At 47.1% G+C, this 16,762-nt stretch carries 11 protein-coding genes; all 11 read right to left on the bottom strand.

Features of this window, described 5'->3' with window-relative positions; genetic code table 11:
* The coding region (locus tag NT178_18365; protein MCX5814483.1) for a response regulator at window positions 1–350 on the bottom strand (350 nt) is incomplete at its 3' end.
* A gap of 252 nt (window positions 351–602) precedes the next feature.
* A complete protein-coding gene (locus NT178_18360) occupies window positions 603–1,199 on the bottom strand; it encodes a chemotaxis protein CheD (GenBank protein MCX5814482.1) in 597 nt (198 codons plus the stop codon).
* A gap of 142 nt (window positions 1,200–1,341) precedes the next feature.
* Window positions 1,342–1,632, bottom strand: a complete 291-nt coding sequence (locus NT178_18355; protein ID MCX5814481.1) for a GIY-YIG nuclease family protein — start codon at window positions 1,630–1,632, stop codon at window positions 1,342–1,344.
* The gene (locus NT178_18350; GenBank protein MCX5814480.1) at window positions 1,629–1,808 is read right to left on the bottom strand and encodes a hypothetical protein; all 180 of its coding nucleotides are present in this window, start codon (window positions 1,806–1,808) and stop codon (window positions 1,629–1,631) included. The genes NT178_18355 and NT178_18350 overlap by 4 nt, the downstream gene beginning before the upstream one ends.
* Window positions 1,809–1,883: 75 nt before the next feature.
* The gene (locus tag NT178_18345; protein MCX5814479.1) at window positions 1,884–5,291 is read right to left on the bottom strand and encodes a PAS domain S-box protein; all 3,408 of its coding nucleotides are present in this window, start codon (window positions 5,289–5,291) and stop codon (window positions 1,884–1,886) included.
* Entirely contained in the window at window positions 5,288–7,426 is a 2,139-nt protein-coding gene (locus NT178_18340) for a PAS domain S-box protein (GenBank protein MCX5814478.1), read from the bottom strand. Before NT178_18340 ends, NT178_18345 begins: the two co-directional genes overlap by 4 nt.
* A 332-nt stretch (window positions 7,427–7,758) precedes the next feature.
* Window positions 7,759–8,403 carry a response regulator transcription factor gene (locus NT178_18335; GenBank protein ID MCX5814477.1) on the bottom strand — a complete coding sequence of 215 codons (645 nt, stop codon included), beginning with the start codon at window positions 8,401–8,403 and terminating at the stop codon, window positions 7,759–7,761.
* A gap of 5 nt (window positions 8,404–8,408) precedes the next feature.
* Window positions 8,409–9,329: a diguanylate cyclase gene (locus NT178_18330; GenBank protein ID MCX5814476.1), complete on the bottom strand. Its 921-nt coding sequence runs from the start codon at window positions 9,327–9,329 to the stop codon at window positions 8,409–8,411.
* A 16-nt stretch (window positions 9,330–9,345) separates the two neighbouring features.
* The gene (locus NT178_18325) at window positions 9,346–9,741 is read right to left on the bottom strand and encodes a response regulator (GenBank protein MCX5814475.1); all 396 of its coding nucleotides are present in this window, start codon (window positions 9,739–9,741) and stop codon (window positions 9,346–9,348) included.
* A 26-nt stretch (window positions 9,742–9,767) separates the two neighbouring features.
* Window positions 9,768–15,968, bottom strand: coding sequence for a PAS domain S-box protein (locus NT178_18320; GenBank protein MCX5814474.1), 6,201 nt, complete (start codon window positions 15,966–15,968; stop codon window positions 9,768–9,770).
* The gene (locus tag NT178_18315) at window positions 15,965–16,471 is read right to left on the bottom strand and encodes an ECF transporter S component (GenBank protein ID MCX5814473.1); all 507 of its coding nucleotides are present in this window, start codon (window positions 16,469–16,471) and stop codon (window positions 15,965–15,967) included. Before NT178_18315 ends, NT178_18320 begins: the two co-directional genes overlap by 4 nt.
* Between the last annotated feature and the right edge of the window lie 291 nt (window positions 16,472–16,762).

Genomic DNA, 16,762 nt, shown 5'->3' with positions numbered 1-16,762 from the left:
TTGGATAGAGCATCTTGAATGGATTCTCTGGTTGGCGGTTTTTTAACAACAACAAATGCCCCAAGAGACGTCACTTCTGTAAGTAACTCCGGATTAGTCTCTGACGAACATATAATGACAATGGCATTGGGATCAACTTTTTTAATCTCTTTTAGACATAACGTACCGTTCATATTCGGCATATTGATATCCAGAAATGTCACATCCGGCTGAATGCTTTTGAATGTTGCCAACCCTGCAGCTCCGTCTTCGGCTTCATAAAAATCGTACTCTTCAGCCCTTGGAATGCAACTCTTAAGAATTCTCCGTGCTACAGGAGCATCGTCAACAATTAAGATTTTTTTTATCATATAATTTATGTTCCTCCTTTACCATACATTCGGGTGCTACCCATTGTCGAGATAGAAAATGATAAAAAATGAATGTAAAATATTTCCTCAGTTATTGTTTAAAAATCTTTTTCTGCCGCCCGCTTGCGCTCGACAACTGCGGACAACGGCAGACAAAAAAAATGGATTTACCACTTGTCCGATCTTGTCTGCGGCTAAAAATATGTCAACAAAATAATACAAAACCGTTTACCGCTTAAAACATTATCTATTTTACCACAGATCGATCTGTGTTTCTGTTTCCTCTTGCTTCTGCATGGATTTTTTCCAGTATTGCTCTTCTTTTTTTATCAGGCTGCCGCCTGTTTTGGCCATTTTTTTTACATTAACGGAAAAATCCTCTGAATAAAAATAAATCACTCTTCCGGCAAAGCCTCCTAAATCGGAAGAAACCAAGGGTATATTTTCGTTTTTAAGAAATTCCCGAATAAATCGTACATTTACTTCTCCAACCGCAAAATAATTACTTGTGGGTGAATTGATGGTTCTCAGAACAGAACCCCCTCCAAAGGCTTTGGCTTTTAAATTACCTCGCACTGCGCCCCGTTTCAGCATCTCATTGATCAGCAACTCCATTGAATGGATGCCATAACGGCCTGCGTCTGTAGTATGAATAGGCATGTCTCTGGAGTAACGCTTGCTGCTAAGCAGAAAGTGGTTCATCCCGACGATTTTATTGTAATGGTCATAAAGGCAAGCCGAAACGCAAGAACCCAATAGTGTGGTAATCAAAACCTCTTCATTAGAAACGTAATATTCACCAGGACTAATAGTAATATGCTTATAGTTTTTCAAAATTTTAATTTTCATTTAACATTACCTATTCACCACTCGTAATTGATGCACTCGTAAAAAGTAAAAAAACCGTCACTCCCGTGAATACCCTGAAGAGCACAAGCACTGGATTCCAGAACACATTGAAGCACTGGATTCCAGAGGTTTTATCAAATCCTTACTTACATATATTCTCATATAAATCATTCCACTCAGAATTATTTTTTTCAATCAAATCCAACTTCCATGCCCTGTTCCATTTTTTTAGCTGTTTTTCACGGGTAATAGCTGATTCGGCTGATTCATGTTGTTCATACCAGACAAGTCGGTGGACACTGTATGAATTGGTAAAGCCCTCAACCAGGTTGTTTTTATGTTCATAGATACGTTTTATGAGGTCGGAGGTTACGCCTGTATAGAGGGTTCCGTTTCGTTTACTGCATAGCATATAGACATAGAATTGTTTCATTTCATTCCCAATCGCTTGCCCGTCCACGCATCCGCTTGCCCGTCATGCCCGCGAAGCTTGTCCTCGAATGGTTCTATCGGGGAGCGGGAACCCAGAGGGTATCCGGTGTTCTTTCCGTCACTCCCGTTTCCACGGGAGTGACGGAAAAGATCCGCAATCGCAAATCCGATATCCAAAATCCGAAATCAAATCACCTTCACCCTGCCTTTTTTCTTTCCCCTATCCACTATTCACTGCCTCTAAACTATTCCCTATATTTCAAATTCCAAAACGAACCTTGTCCCCTTCTCCCGTTCAATCCTGACGGTTCCTTCAAGCTGTTCCGTGAGTATGTCGACAAGCTGTAGCCCGAATCCGGTAGAGGTTGCAATATCAATCGATTCAGGAATACCTGTGCCGTTATCCTGTACAATGATGGTTGCATGGTTGTCCTTTATCAAAAGGGATATCCCCAGGATTCCGTTTTCTCTCTCTATAAAGGCGTGTTTCATTGCGTTCGTAAGTAATTCATTAAGGATGATGCCGATAGGAGATAATATCTTTGCGCTAAGGATATGGTCATCAATCTGTTTCTCAACTGTTATTGATATCCGGTTGGGGAAATTCATGACAATTTCATCAACCAGAGAGGTGAGGTACTCCTTCGCTGATATTGCTCTAAAATCTGTAGACCGGTAGAGCTTATCGTACAAAATCATCATACTCTGGACACGGCTCCTCGCATCTTCAAGTGAAGAGATGACTGCCGGGTCCTTGAGCGTACTCGATTGCAGGGAGAAGAGGCTCATGATAACGTTCATGTTGTTCTTGATCCTGTGGTGAACCTCGCGGAGAATGAGTTCCTTTTGGGAGAGGAGGGTTTTGATCTTATCTTCGGCGAGTTTGCGGTCGGTGATGTCCCGGATTGTTCCTTCATAGTATAATACTTTACCCTGATCATCTCGAACAACATGGATATTGGCCATGACCCAGATAATATTTCCATCTTTTTGGCGGTTTTGCACCTCGAAGTTCTTGAAAAACCCATCTTTTCTTAAAAGCTCGAGCGCCCCGGCACGGTCCTCAGGACATACATAGATTTGGGACCCGATATCCGTAATTGTGCTGATTAATTCTTCAGGCGACTCATATCCGAGTATACGGGCAGCGGCAGGGTTAGCGGTTATGAAGCGTCCTTCAGGGCTTACCTGGTATAAGCCTACAATGATGTTCTCGAAGATGTTACGATATTTCTCCTCGGCCTCTCGTATCGCCTCCTCTGCATGTTTGCGTTTTGTGATGTCATGGACAACACAAATCAGCCCGCCATTTTCGATTGCCGTTAATGATAACTCTTGATGAAAGACGCTTCCATCTTTTTTCTTTCCTGTTATCTCGCCTTGCCAATGTCCTTCCCGGATGAAATCCGGAATAATATTTTGTCTGAATCTGTGCATCTCATCTTCATCATAGAAAACATGCCATGATTTTCCTATTAATTCCTGAGCCGTATCATAACCATAAATTCTGGCATGATATTCATTCATATAAACGAATTTTTGATCTTTGTCAGTTATGGCCATACCATCCATCGAAGCTTCCATGGCATCGGTTTGTCGTTTAAGCTTTTCCTCAACCTGTTTGCGTTCGGTTATATCACGGATGGATTCAATCGCACCGATAACATTCCCCAGGGTGTCGTAAAGAGGGCCGGCCTTTGCCCAGAGGACTCTGTTCTGTCCGCGCACAAATGGCACACTTGTTTCCGTGGTGATGGTGTCGCCTTCCTTTTTGATAAAGTCATACTGTTTTTCAAGATCCTGATTCCAGGTAAAAACAAAATTAATCAGGATGGGCCGCCGATTCCCATAAAAAGGAATAGCATATTCATAATCACCCTTGCCGAGCATCTCCTCTGCAGGAACACCGGTCATTTCTTCAATCGCCTTATTCCATGCGATAACCCTGCCTTTATTATCTATTGCAAGTGTTGCATCGGGAAGAAAATTGATAATGTCTGCAAAACGTCTCTCTGACGCACGGAGCTTTTCTTCAGCTTGCTTGCGCTCGGTGATGTCTATAAAAATTCCCAGGGCCACCTTTTTCCCGAGATAATCAATAGCAGAACCCGATATATCAACAGGAACGAACGATCCGTCTTTTCTCAACACCCTCGTATCGTTACAGCAAATCAACCTTGCTTCCATTATACCCTTGAAAACGTCCATAACCCTCGCAAGTTCCTCTTTCGGGTGAATCCGGTTAATGTCCATGCCCGTCAGTTCTTCCTTCGTGTAGCCCAGAAGGGCCTCTGCTTTCTTGTTTGCCTCAAGAAAACCCCCCTCAGAATCTGAAATCAGGATTGCGTCACTTGCGTTGTCCATGTAGGCACGGTATTTCTCCTCAGATTCTTTCAATTTTTCTTCAGCTTGCTTGCGGTCTGTTTGGTCCTGAAAATGGACGATGATCATATCCGGAGGAATGAAACTATAATTTATTGACAGGAATCTTCCCGGCGCGAAGTTCATGGAAACTGCTTCATGCATCAAGGTGCGGTGTTCTTTGAAGCAAAGGCTCATTTTGCTGAGAATTTCCGGTCTGTTTTCATACATACACGCAGCGCTGTTTCCAAGAAAGCCGCGTGCTTTGCCGTTAGAAATATGATCTGCTGCGCGGTTAAAATCTACAAGAATAAAGTCTTCATCCTTTTTCTGCCAGGTGAAGGTCGGGATGGAACTTTCCTGATACAGGTTTTTGAAGAGCTTTTCGCTTGCCTGAATCTTTTTATCGGCTGCCCGTTCCTTTGTCTGATCACTGAAGACAAGCACGACGCCGAAGATTTTTCCCGCCGCGTCCTTTATTGGTGAACCGCTGTCAGCGATGGGGATTTCATTGCCATCTTTTGATATAAGAAGAGTATGATTGGCAAGCCCCACCACCGTTCCTTCCCTCAGTACACGTTTAACAGGGTTTTCAACAATATCGCGTTTCTCTTCGTTTATAATATGGAAAATCTCATCAATGTTTTTTTCTCTTGCCTCTCCTTCAGTCCATCCGGTCAAAGCTTCAGCCACAGGATTCATATGCCGGACAATGCCATGCGTGTTGGCGGTAATCACAGCATCGCCAATACTGTATAAGGTTGTTCGGAACAGTTCTTTCCCTTCCAGTATCTCCGCGTAAGAGGCAGTGAGCATCAGGTTTGACATTTCGATCTGAGTCAACGCGGCATGGAGTTCTTCATTTGCTGTCTCAATTTTATGTTTCTGTTCCTGTAACTTATTGAGGACCTCATGCAGCTTGAATGCCATCTTGATGGAAGCCAGAAGCACCGTCTCTCCTGAATCTTTTACCACATACCCGTAGGAGGTAATCTTCTCGGTCTTCTCTACTACCTCCGGCAGGGTATAGTTTGAGAGAAAGAGTATGGGGATGTCTCTCTCTTTGAGAATGGCCTCTGCCGCCTCTGTGCCGTCCATCTTTCCTTTCCCCAGGTTGATATCCATAAGGATGAGGTTAATATCCGCGGCGGTTTGCGCAGCTTCAATTGCCTTTTCTCCACTGTAGGCAAGAATGACATTGAAGCCATGCCGTTTTAATGTCTCCCTCTCAATGACAGCGATCAATGCTTCATCTTCAACGAGAAGGATGGTCTTTTTGTATTCCTGTTGCTTATTCATGGTGTTTTCTCCTGATCAATGGAAAAGGTGATCGTGAATCGTGTACCATTTTCTTTTATTAATTCTATTGTGCCGTTAATTTGCTCCACCAGTTGGACAAGCAGTGAAAACCCCACTGATTCCGTGTTTTTGATATCTATATGGGCAGGGAATCCGATCCCGTTATCGGAGACAGTAAGGGTTACGAGTTGCGAGGCTTGTCCTCGTTTAGCGGGGGATCGAGCATCATTTTCTCCATCCTTTTTCAGGGTGACGGTTATCACGTTTCTTTGCTCTTCACCCTCCGCTCTTTGGTTTCTCTCGTCCCACGCCTGCACCGGAGTGCGGGTACCCGCTTGCGGGTGATCCGGGGTCCCACGTCCCTCCGGGGGGAAGGCGTGCTTCATGGCATTGCTCACAAGCTCGTTTATAATGAGACCTGCCGGGATGGCCGTATTGATGTCAATGGAGATATCCTGGATATCCGTTATGATGTCTTTCTGTGGGAAACCGTAAGTACGGGAAAGCTCCCAGAGGAGTTCCTCCATATATTTCTTGAAGCCAACAAGGGAGAAGTCCTCGGATTGATATAGTCTGTTATGTATTTTTGTCATTGCCTTTATCCGGTTCATGCTTGTAATGAAGGCATCCTTTGACTCGCTGTCCTTTATGCGCTCTAACTGGAGGGCAAGGATGCCTGATATGGCAAGGAGGTTATTCTTTACCCTGTGCTGGATTTCCTTCAGAAGGATCTCTTTTTCACGGAGGGAGGATTTAATAGTTTCCTCTGCAAGCTTACGCTCGGTAATGTCGCGAAAGAAGGCGGAGAAGTAGGCTTTTTCATCAAGCGTTATGAGACTTGAGCTGATGTCCGCGTAGAAGACGGAGCTGTCAATGCGGATAACAGGAATCCCATAAGAAACCGAAAGCTCACCGCTCAAATGTTTCTGTAATTCATGTTTAATGTTTGACCACTCTTCTGCGGGGTGCAGGGATGAAATGGACCTGCCAACCAGGTCCTCACTGAAGCATCCTAACAGCTCAGCCATGGCGTTGTTTCCATGGATGATATTTTTGGTTTTTCCGTCGAATAAGATGATGCCGTCTTTGCTGCTCTCAAAGATAATCCGGAACCTGCTCTCAGATTCCTTCAGAACATCTTCCGCGAGTTTACGCTCAACTTCCTGTCGCTTTTGATACACGCCACTGATGAGCCCCGCTGCGATCAGCATGAGAAGGATTACGATGATGGTGATTACCCATGCCCTGTATTTAATCTCTGCCAGTATCTCCTCTGCATCTACCTTTGCCACGACGAACCAGGGCGATTGTGGAACCGGCAACAATATAGCCAGTACTTCAATCCCCCGGTAGTCTCTGCCAAAAAAACTGCCATATTCGCCGAGGACGGCCTGAACAGCCGGAAGAGTAGTGTTGCTCAAGGGGAATCTCAGGTTAAGCGCCGTATCAGACCTGTGTCTGAGATCATTCAGAAACAGGATGGAATCGCCATCCCGGCAGACAAGGAGTGTCTCGGCGGTCTTGCTTGGAGTAGGCCATGTCTGGATGAGAGGAAAGAGGAAGTCCGCTGCCTTGCTACGGAGGACCACAATCGCTATAGGCTTGCCGCTGTCATCAGGAACCGGCGCCACGGCGTCTATGCAAACAAGACCCTTAGGATCACGGAAAAAATCACTCAAAACCTCTCTACGGTCTTTAAGGGCAAGCTCTATCGCCCTCATCGTGGTCTGGTCAACAGGTGCGGAGTAGGGATTGTCCGATAACAGGATGTTGCCCTTTGTATCCAGAAAAAGTGCATCTGCATAGACAGTGCCTTTTTTGTTGATATTCAACTGTGTCTGAAGCGCTGTTCTGGCGCCGGGGCCGGTTGGATCGTGAAGCAGGCGCGCCATCTCCTTCCTTACAAGGGGACCCGGCACCCTGCGAACATCGGCAAGCCTGTGTTTACGCCAGTCCTGTATAGAATCTGCCTTCAATTTGGCAATCGTGGATAAATCCTCGTATTTATCGTCTTTTATGCGTTGAGCCTCATAGCGGTAATATAAACTGCCGAGAGAAATGAATACGATGGCTACCAGAAAAAAAATTGTAATCCACTGTAAAAGGATGGACCCGATGATTTTATCTTTTTCCATGTAAATAAACCTTCCTGTTGGAGACAAAATGGACTATCGTGACAAACTTCCCGATTCTACGTTTTAATTATTTTTGCACCTTAAGCTCATAGATTTATTGTCCTCCAGTTTTGAATTAATATCAAGCTGAAAGCAGTACGAAAGATAATAGTTTTTCTTAAATAAAGAACAAAAAGCGCTTTGCATTGAGACTTTTGCAAAAGCACCCGGATTACTATTTTCTGTCATGTCCCGTCTGCACGGGATTAATGCCCGCTTCGCTCTACCGGCGGAAGCCGGAATCTATTGAATGAAATTGCAGGACAAAATCAGCAAGTAACATAAATAACCATTCATTTCTTTTTATAGAACTCAGGATACAGTTTTTCTGCACACTCCGGGCAGATACTATGACTGAATTCCGCTTCCGAATGGTCTCTTATGTACATTTCCATTTGCTCCCAATATCCTTCGTCGTTTCGTATTTTCTTACAGGAAGCACAAATGGGGAGCAATCCACTTAAAATCTTGACTTGAGAAAGCGCATCTCTGAGTTCAAGGGTAAGTTTCTCCTGTTCCCACAGTGCTTTTTGCAGTTCCAGCATGCGCCCTGCCAGTTTGGCCTGCATCTCGATCATACGCCGACCGACGTTGACCCTGGCACGGAGTTCCTCGGGGTCGAAGGGCTTGGCCAGGTAATCGTTGCCCCCGGTTTCGAGTCCGACGATGATATCCGACTTCTCGCCTTTGGTGGTCAGCATGATGATGTAGGGAGGCTCATCGGTTTCCAGGGTACGGATGTGGCGGCACACCTCAATTCCGTCCATTTCGGGCATCATCCAGTCGAGAATGGCCAGACGGGGCGCATCGGGCTGTTGCATTGCCGCCCAGGCCTCCGCGCCATTCACAGTCGCCACTACCTCGTGGTCGTGCTTCTTGAGCACCTCCATCAGGACAGTGCGCGACGTAAAGTCGTCTTCAGCGATCAGAATTTTCATTGTAATTAATCCTCCATAATCTGAGGGTCAGCATAGGATACTCGATTGCGACCGTCTTTCTTTGCTTGATACAGGGCGGTATCTACTTCATTCAGTAGGGCATCTACCGTATCGTCACCGGTTCCGCTGGAAACACCGATACTCACAGTGATGGAAATGTCGCCTGCCCTTGTATGTATCGGGCTTTTGGCTACCCTTTCGCACAACCGCTCGTAAACTCTTTCGAGCATAAGCCCCCCGAACTCAGGAGTAACCACCAGAAACTCCTCCCCGCCGTACCGGCCGATAAGGTCATATTCCCGTAAGCTGTCTTGAATGATGCGCGTAAAACCGCAAAGCACTTCGTCTCCAGCCTGATGCCCATAACTGTCGTTGATCTGTTTGAAGTGGTCAAGGTCGCACATGCCGATACCCACCGTTCTGCCATTTCTCCTGGCACGGGACAGCTCATTTGCCAAGCCATCAAGAATGGCACGGCGGTTATTAATACCTGTCAACGGGTCGTGTGTAGCCTCGTGTGCCAGCGCATTCCGCACTTCTGCCAGTTTGGCCTGTATTTCTATCATACGTTGACCGACGTTGACCCGTGCATGGAGTTCCCCCGGGTCATAAGGTTTGATCAGGTAATCGTCTGCTCCAGCTTCCAGTCCTGCGACGATGTCCGCCTTTTCGTCTTTGGACGTCAGTATAATAATATAGGGTGGTTGGTCTGTTTCCAGGGTACGGATATGGCGGCACACCTCAATTCCATCCATTTCCGGCATTACCCAATCGAGAATGGCCAGACGGGGCGCATCGGGCTGTTGCATTGCCGCCCAAGCCTCCGCGCCGTTCTCCGTCGCTACTGTTTCGTGGCCGCACTTTGTCAACACTCCCACAAGGATGCTTCGGGATGTGAAGTCATCTTCAGCAATCAGGATGCGCATTGGAATACCTTCCTTATCATATAATTAACTTCATCTTGCGTAATTCTTCAAGCACCTTTGCTTTATGGATGGGCTTGGAAAAAAAGTAGTCACATTGACGTTGGGCTGCGTTTATGACAGTTGCCTTATCGGCAACTGTAGTCATCATTACAATTTTTGTGCGGTTTATACCGGTAGTGCCGGCAGATGCTTCCATTTGTCGTATTATACTCAATGCCTCCAGACCATCCATTTCGGGCATCATGATATCCAGGCAAATAAGATCATATGGTTCGCCAATCTCCAGAGCGATGCGTACGGCCTCGACTGCCTCCTTGCCGTTGACGGCAACGTGCGAGGTTCCGTAGTATTTAAGTATTTCCTGCAGGAGCATGCGGCTCGTAAAATCATCCTCAACTATCAGTATTTTCACGATTAATATCTCCTCAAAATATTATTTTAGTTAATAAACTTGTTCATCGCTTCCTTCAGCAGGGCGAATCGTGAATCCAACTCAGGCAAGCGGGCAGTAACGGATTCCAGGCCGCCAACCTTTGCGACTTTTTCCATCTCGAAAGCTATCGCGCGCAAGGCCTCGCCGCCGACATTGGCTGAGGCACCCTTGATGGTATGGGCTTGACGCTCGGCTTGAACCACATCACCGGCTTTCAGATATTCTTTCAGCGCTGCTATCTGCCGGGGGAGATCATCAAGAAAACCTTTTACCACCTTGCGTGCCAGATTTTCGTCGTCCATAAGGCGTGCCATCATGCCTGCCTTGTCAAAAATAGGAATTTGTGACTTGTGACTTGAATCCTGGAGGGGTTGTTCCACGGTTTCCGGTTGTCCTGCTTTTGGCAGGATTGAGGCTTGCCGGTTTCCAGTTTCTTCTTTGGGCAGCCATTTCTCCAGCGCTTCGGCCAGGATCTGAGGAGAAACGGGCTTGGACACATAGTCGTTCATCCCCGCTTCCAAACATTTCTCCCGGTCGCCCTGCATGGCATGAGCAGTCATTGCGATAATGGGAATCTGGTGATTGTGGACTATAGATTGTGGATTTCTGATTTGGCGCGTTGCCTCCAGTCCATCCATCACAGGCATCTGCACATCCATCAGCATCAGGTCATAAGGGAGGTTTTCCATGGCCTTGATGGCTTCCTCGCCGTTAGCCACAACATCAACGCGCAGGCCCAGTCTCTCCAAGATGCCCATGGCCACCTGCTGGTTAGTGATGTTGTCTTCGGCTAATAGAATGCGAATTGAACCCCGTCGCATCTCATGTATTGTGTGACGTGTGATGATAGGCTGCGCCTGCCAGGTCACGTCAGTCCCTGCCAGCACGGCGGATAGACACCCGGAGAGCTCCGACTGCCGCGCCGGCTTGGTCAGGTAGGCAGAGAAGCCAATCCCCTCCATTTGCTTAGCGTCGCCACGTTGGCCCAGAGAGGAAAAAAGCACCAGACGGGTATCCTTCAGCGTTTCATCTGCTTTGATGGTCCGGGCCAGAACTGCGCCATTCATACCGGGCATTTGCATGTCTATAATGGCTATCCGGAAGGGATCACCTGCATCCCTTGCCAGTGAGAGTTCCTTAAGTGCAGCATGACCATCATGGGCCTCTTTTGCCCGTACGCCCCAGGATAGGAGCTGAATCATGAGTACCTCGCGGTTAGTGGCGTTGTCGTCTACCACCAGAACATGCACCTCGCGAATATCGGTTAGCGGCATCTCAATACGTTCCTGTGCGGGCTGTTTGGCAAACCGCACGGTAAACCAGAACTCTGAGCCATGCCCTTCTTTGCTGATTACGCCGATCTTACCGCCCATTATCTCGGCTAATTGTTTCGAAATAGCCAGCCCCAGGCCAGTGCCGCCATATTTGCGCGTTGTTGAGGCATCTGCCTGTGTGAACTTCTGAAAAAGTTGTTCCTGCTTGTCGGCAGGGATACCGATGCCGGTATCTCTCACTGAGAAATGTATTATGGCTTCTCCGTCAGTCTCTGATACCAGACTCGTCCGTATGACGATCTCGCCTTTATTTGTAAATTTGACAGAGTTGCCAACCAGGTTTGTGAGAATCTGCCGCAGACGACCGGGGTCGCCGCTAAGGAAGGTTGGTACATCAGGAGCAATGGCGCAGATGAATTCAAGCTCCTTGTCATGGGCGCGCATAGCTACCATGGCGGCAAAATCGTCGAGGAGGCCGCGCAGGTCAAAATCCAGCGTCTCCAGTTCCAGCTTTCCCGCCTCAATCTTCGAAAAATCGAGGATATCATTAATCAACCCCAGGAGCGACTCGCCACTTGTGCGTACCACTTCGGCATATCGTCGCTGGTCATCGTTCAGTTCCGTATCCAGCAACAGCCCTGTCATACCGATCACCCCATTCATAGGTGTGCGGATCTCGTGGCTCATGTTGGCCAGGAACTCGCTCTTGGCCATGTTGGCAGCCTCAGCCTGTTCGGCCATGTCGTTTGCATGTTTCGTGGTCTCTTTAAGGAGGCGGTTGGTTTCCCGCAGCGCATCATCGGCCCGCTTGCGGTCGGTGATATTAAAAAATGTTATTACAGCGCCTACAACCGCACCGTCGCGGAGTAGCGGATATGACCAATACTCGGCGGGAAAAGATGTGTCGTCAGAGCGCCAAAGCACTTCGTCGTCCACATGTGTACCTTTCCCTTCATGGAACGCCTGAAAAATCCGGCATTCTTCCACCGGGAAAGAGGTTCCGTCCGGGCGTTTTGAATGAATCTGCCAGTGCATGTTTTTGCCGAGCAAGTCATCAGAGTGCTTGTATCCAAGCAGGCGTAGACAGGTGTTATTACAGAAGGTGCAGTTGCCATTCATGTCAATGCCATATATTGCTTCGGCCATGGAATCCAGCAGAAGATGGATTGTTTCCTCGCTTTCCCGCAGCGCATCATCGGCCCGCTTGCGGTCGGTGATATCATCACAGCTTATCATATGTTCCCCTGTTTCGAGCTGGACAGTGATGAAGCTAATGACTTTTTCTGTACCGTCCTTACAGTTTGCCTTGAATATCCTCGGTCTTTTTTGACCTACTTTTGCCTGCTTTGAATCTACTACCCAGGTTGATGTAGCTGTTTTTCTGCACTCAGGGTCAGGGTATGCCTTTTTAAACCATGTTCGCCCATCAGGAATATCCTCTATATCATATCCGAACAACTCTTTGAATTTTGGATTGATGTAGATAAAATTTCCTTTTGTATCAATCATAACCATTCCAAAAGGTGCATTCTCAGAAAGAGTACTAAATCGTTTCTTCTCCTGGAGGAGCGCCGCCTCTGCCTGCTTTTGCGCTGTAATGTCCCAATTTGTACCGATCATGCGCAGTGGTTGACCGGAGTCGTCTCGCTCCACAACGGCAAGAGCACGTATATTTCGAATACTTCCGTCCGGCCAGATTACACGGAACTCGGTGTTAAAATCTCTTTCACCATGCAGCGCAAGCTGTATTTCTTCATCGCCTCTTTGCCTGTCTTCCGGGTGGAGCCCTGCCTGCCATGCCTCATAAGCACCGCTGAAATGATCCTGCGTGATTCCATAGAGACAAAACATCTGGTCGTCCCAGACCAGTCGGTTGTTAACAATGTCATAATCCCATATACCCACACCGCCGGCGCTTGTGGCCAGCTTCAGGCGGTTGGTAATCTGTTGTAAAGATTCCTCCACCTGCTTCTGGGCGGTGATGTCGCGCACAGTAGCCTGAACAATTTTATGGCCGCCCATCTCGATTTTGGTCAGCAACACGGTAGCCGGGAAAACCGTGCCGTCAAGCCGCCGGTGCGTCCACTCGAAAAAGTGGGAACCCTCGCGCATTGTCACCCCAATTTGTTCCAGTCCTTTTTTGACTGAGAGACTGCCATCGGGCTGAAATTCAGGGGATATATCCTTTAGCATCAGTGTTTTGAATTCTGCCGCATCCCTGGCACCGAACATCTCTAATGCTGCCGGATTGCCGGAAGCGTACATCCACGAAGGCGGAGCAAGGGTCATCATAGCTTCCCGCGAGCCATCGAACAGCAGGCGGTACCGTTCCTCGCTTTCCCTTAGCTGCTCCTCAGCCTGCTTACGTTCAGTGATATCAATAAAGCACTCCAGCAGCTTTTCCTGACCTTTTATTCGTATACGTTTGACAGACTTCAGAACCTGGCGTTTGCTGCCATCGATACAAAGCATCACTCGTTCCATATTGTCCACTTCCTGTCCCAAGTCGCAAACAGGGCACGCGCCTTCATTTGCCGGACAGAGAAATGCGTGACACCGGTGTCCGACAATGTGCTCTGCCTGAACTCCAAACATGGTTGCGGCAGCATCATTCACATTCTCGATCATTCTGGTTACGGGATCAATAATAACCACACCGGCCGGGAGATTGGCCAGCAAAGTGTGTTGCCTTGTTTCATTCTCCTTTATTTGCTCCTCTGCCTGCTTACGTTCGGTGATATCATGAACAACAACATAGCGGTATTTTTTATCCTGGATATTAATATTTTCTGATGATAACAACACGTGCTTGATATCGCCGTTCTTCGCTTTTAAATCGGCTTCTGCATTGGTTACATTTCCATTACTATCTGCTTTAAGAAATATGGCATTCAATGCTTCAAGTTTTATAATACCTAAATCCATAGGTGTTTTGCCTATTACTTCATCTTTACCAAATCCCAGTAAAGTGTAAAATACTTCATTTACTTCAACGTATTCGTGGTTGTCCGAATCGCTTAAACCACAAGCAGAAGGATTGATATAAAATAATTTCGAAAATTTTTCTTCTGATAATTTGATTTTTGAAATATCCTTGGTAACTCCAAAAATTACAGGTTTGCCGTCCCAAAATCCATGGGAAACCCTTGTTTCAACAGGAATTTGAACACCAGATTTTGTAATAATCGGAACAGGACAAAACTCTGTTTCTCCGCTTAACATTTCACCAACAATTCTGCCAGCCTCATCGCGCCGTTCCGGCGGATGAACCATTAAAACAGATTGACCTGAAAGTTCTTCTCTTGCGTAGCCGAGACGGTCAATAACTGTAGCATTAGTACTGATTATGTTCCCTTGTTCATCAAGGACAAAAAGAAATTCATCAATTGTGTTAAAAAAGGTTTCATAATTTTTACGGGTTTGTTTCAGCGCATCCTCGGCATGCTTGCGCCCGGTGATATCTCGTGCAGTGCCCTCGAAACCAATGATTCTGCCGGTTCCGTCTCTTAAAGGAACAGCACTTGAGGTATGCCAACGCCAGGATCCGTCAATGTGTTTCACGCGATACTCAACGCCCTCTTGTCGTTGTCCCGTTTCGATCACTTTTTGCAGCCATACCATGCACTCCGTAAGATCATCCGGATGGACGAATGGCTGGAATGGATGTCCAGCCACCTGATTTACCGGATGCCCCAGCAGTATAGTCCAAGAAGAAGAAACGAAGGTGAATACTCCATCCGTAGTCATCGTATAGATAATGTCGTGGCTGTTCTCGATAAGCAGACGGAACTTATCTTCACTCTCCCGCAGTTCCTTTGTCAGATTCTCTGCTATACGTTGCGCTTTGGCGCCGGTGTTCAGCAGGGTACGGATCAGGACGAACAGCAGTAACGTGATGAGCATACCGCCGATCATGATGAGCCATACGTTTATGTAAGCCGCCGTGGAGAACCCGCCGCCGGTTTGTGTAAAGCGCAGCGTCCAGCTCTGACCATTGAAATCAACCGGAATCTGTCGAGTGAAACGCTCTTCAGCGCGGAGTTTCTTATCCCCGGTAGTAAGACTTTCATAAAGCAGACTCTGAGGTGAAGGCTGCACACCATCGAAGACCTGAAGATAAAGCTGTTTGTCTTTCTCCGGTTTGTGGCCACCAAGTATTCCCTGCATCAGGTCATTCATCCGGTAGGGACTGTAGACCCATCCATAGATTGCCGCACGCCGCTCTTCTACCGTTTCAATGGGCATGCCTTTGCGGTAGACCGGAAAATACATCAGTGTGCCGGCCTGGACAGCCTCGATACTGGTTTCCTGAACCAAAACAACTTTGCCGGAGAGCGCAGCAGCATTCATATCCCTCGCCCGTTCCATGGCTGACCGGCGCACCGGTTCCGAGAACATGTCATAGCCAAAAGCCCGCAGGTTGCGACCGGAAAACGGCTCCAGATATATGATGGAGGAATAGACTTCACGATTACCATCAGGTTTCAGCTTGTACTCCGGGAAACCTTCACGGCGTATTTTCTGGACGTGTCGGGGTAGCTCTTCACGCGGGATCAGAAGCGAGAAACCAATACCCTGAATACCGGGAAGTTGTTTCTCAAACTCCTGGGTTTGAGTAAAAATACGCCATTTTTCGCGCGTGACTATTTCTGATACCTTAAATAACGCCGCACCGCTCTGCAGGATGCGAGCATGGTCATCAAGCCTGTCTGTAATTTTATTTTGAATCTCGTTGCACTGAAAGGCGAAATTCCGCTCCGCAATCCTTTCAATGCTCGATTTCATGTACAGGGCTGCAGCGGTGGTAATCATCAGACCGATCACCAGCACGATCCAAGCCGTGCGCCAGTTCTGGAGAGCTGACTGCGTGGTATGTAATAAAGTGGGTGTAGTGCTGGTTCCAGTGGCGTTGGCAGATGGTGAGGCACTCATGATGGTCTCCCGGAAAAGGCATAGCTCTGATTTTCTTGTTGTGCTGCCAGACTTTGCAGCAGATGCAGGATGCCGACAATCAAGGCATTTATAATCCCATTGACGGACTGTTTCAGAAAAATGATCACGGTTCTTTGAAAGCCAACTGACATGACGACGAAATAAAAAATGAAAACCAGGGGAAGACCGATGACCATCCAGTAGACTGTGTCGATAAGACCGATGTTCATGTACTTTCTTTTCAAAAAGAAACCCATCCAAAGCGCTTCACAGACAAAAATGATAATAGCGTAGGGATGATTCCAGAGTATGTAGGTATAACTTGACTCGATCAACGCCGAGAGTCCCCCAAGCAAGGGGCCGAATAAAGAGACTGCAATGATCACGAAAATGCTGCCGAACAGGAAATTGATGCTGAAGGCAACCGGCAGGCTTAATACATTGCCGAAGTAACCTAATGCGGTTAATACGCCAACGACTAATAAGGTTTTTAGAAAAGACATACACCCTCCATGAAAAAAATACGGCTTATACAGAAAATATGATGTCCGAATTTTCTCCTATCCATCTTATCTCCTATCCATCTTATCTCCTATCGCAAATTATCTCCTATCGCAAAAAAGTATCCAAATCATGTATGAAAACGGTGGTGTTGATGCCTTCGATAGGAAAATTAAACCGTTCCACGCTCTTCTGCAGTGCCTGCTCTGCTCTCTTGCAGCCTGGTCAGGAATACTATCTTTTGAATACGAAAATCTCAAACTGGTATCCGCGTGTACATCGTTGTGTCCGCC

Source organism: Pseudomonadota bacterium, from assembly GCA_026388255.1.
GTDB lineage: Bacteria > Desulfobacterota > Syntrophorhabdia > Syntrophorhabdales > Syntrophorhabdaceae > JAPLKB01.
The sequence above is the reverse complement of the archived record's forward strand: the minus strand, read 5'-3'. Positions and strand labels throughout refer to the sequence as shown.

Bases quoted from the DNA above. Each gene is read 5' to 3' on its own strand.
- NT178_18360 (MCX5814482.1), bottom strand. From the start codon at position 1,199: ATGAAAATTAAAATTTTGAAAAACTATAAGCATATTACTATTAGTCCT.
- NT178_18355 (MCX5814481.1), bottom strand. From the start codon at position 1,632: ATGAAACAATTCTATGTCTATATGCTATGCAGTAAACGAAACGGAACC.
- NT178_18345 (MCX5814479.1), bottom strand. From the start codon at position 5,291: ATGAATAAGCAACAGGAATACAAAAAGACCATCCTTCTCGTTGAAGAT.
- NT178_18340 (MCX5814478.1), bottom strand. From the start codon at position 7,426: ATGGAAAAAGATAAAATCATCGGGTCCATCCTTTTACAGTGGATTACA.
- NT178_18335 (MCX5814477.1), bottom strand. From the start codon at position 8,403: ATGAAAATTCTGATCGCTGAAGACGACTTTACGTCGCGCACTGTCCTG.
- NT178_18330 (MCX5814476.1), bottom strand. From the start codon at position 9,329: ATGCGCATCCTGATTGCTGAAGATGACTTCACATCCCGAAGCATCCTT.
- NT178_18320 (MCX5814474.1), bottom strand. From the start codon at position 15,968: ATGAGTGCCTCACCATCTGCCAACGCCACTGGAACCAGCACTACACCC.
- NT178_18315 (MCX5814473.1), bottom strand. From the start codon at position 16,471: ATGTCTTTTCTAAAAACCTTATTAGTCGTTGGCGTATTAACCGCATTA.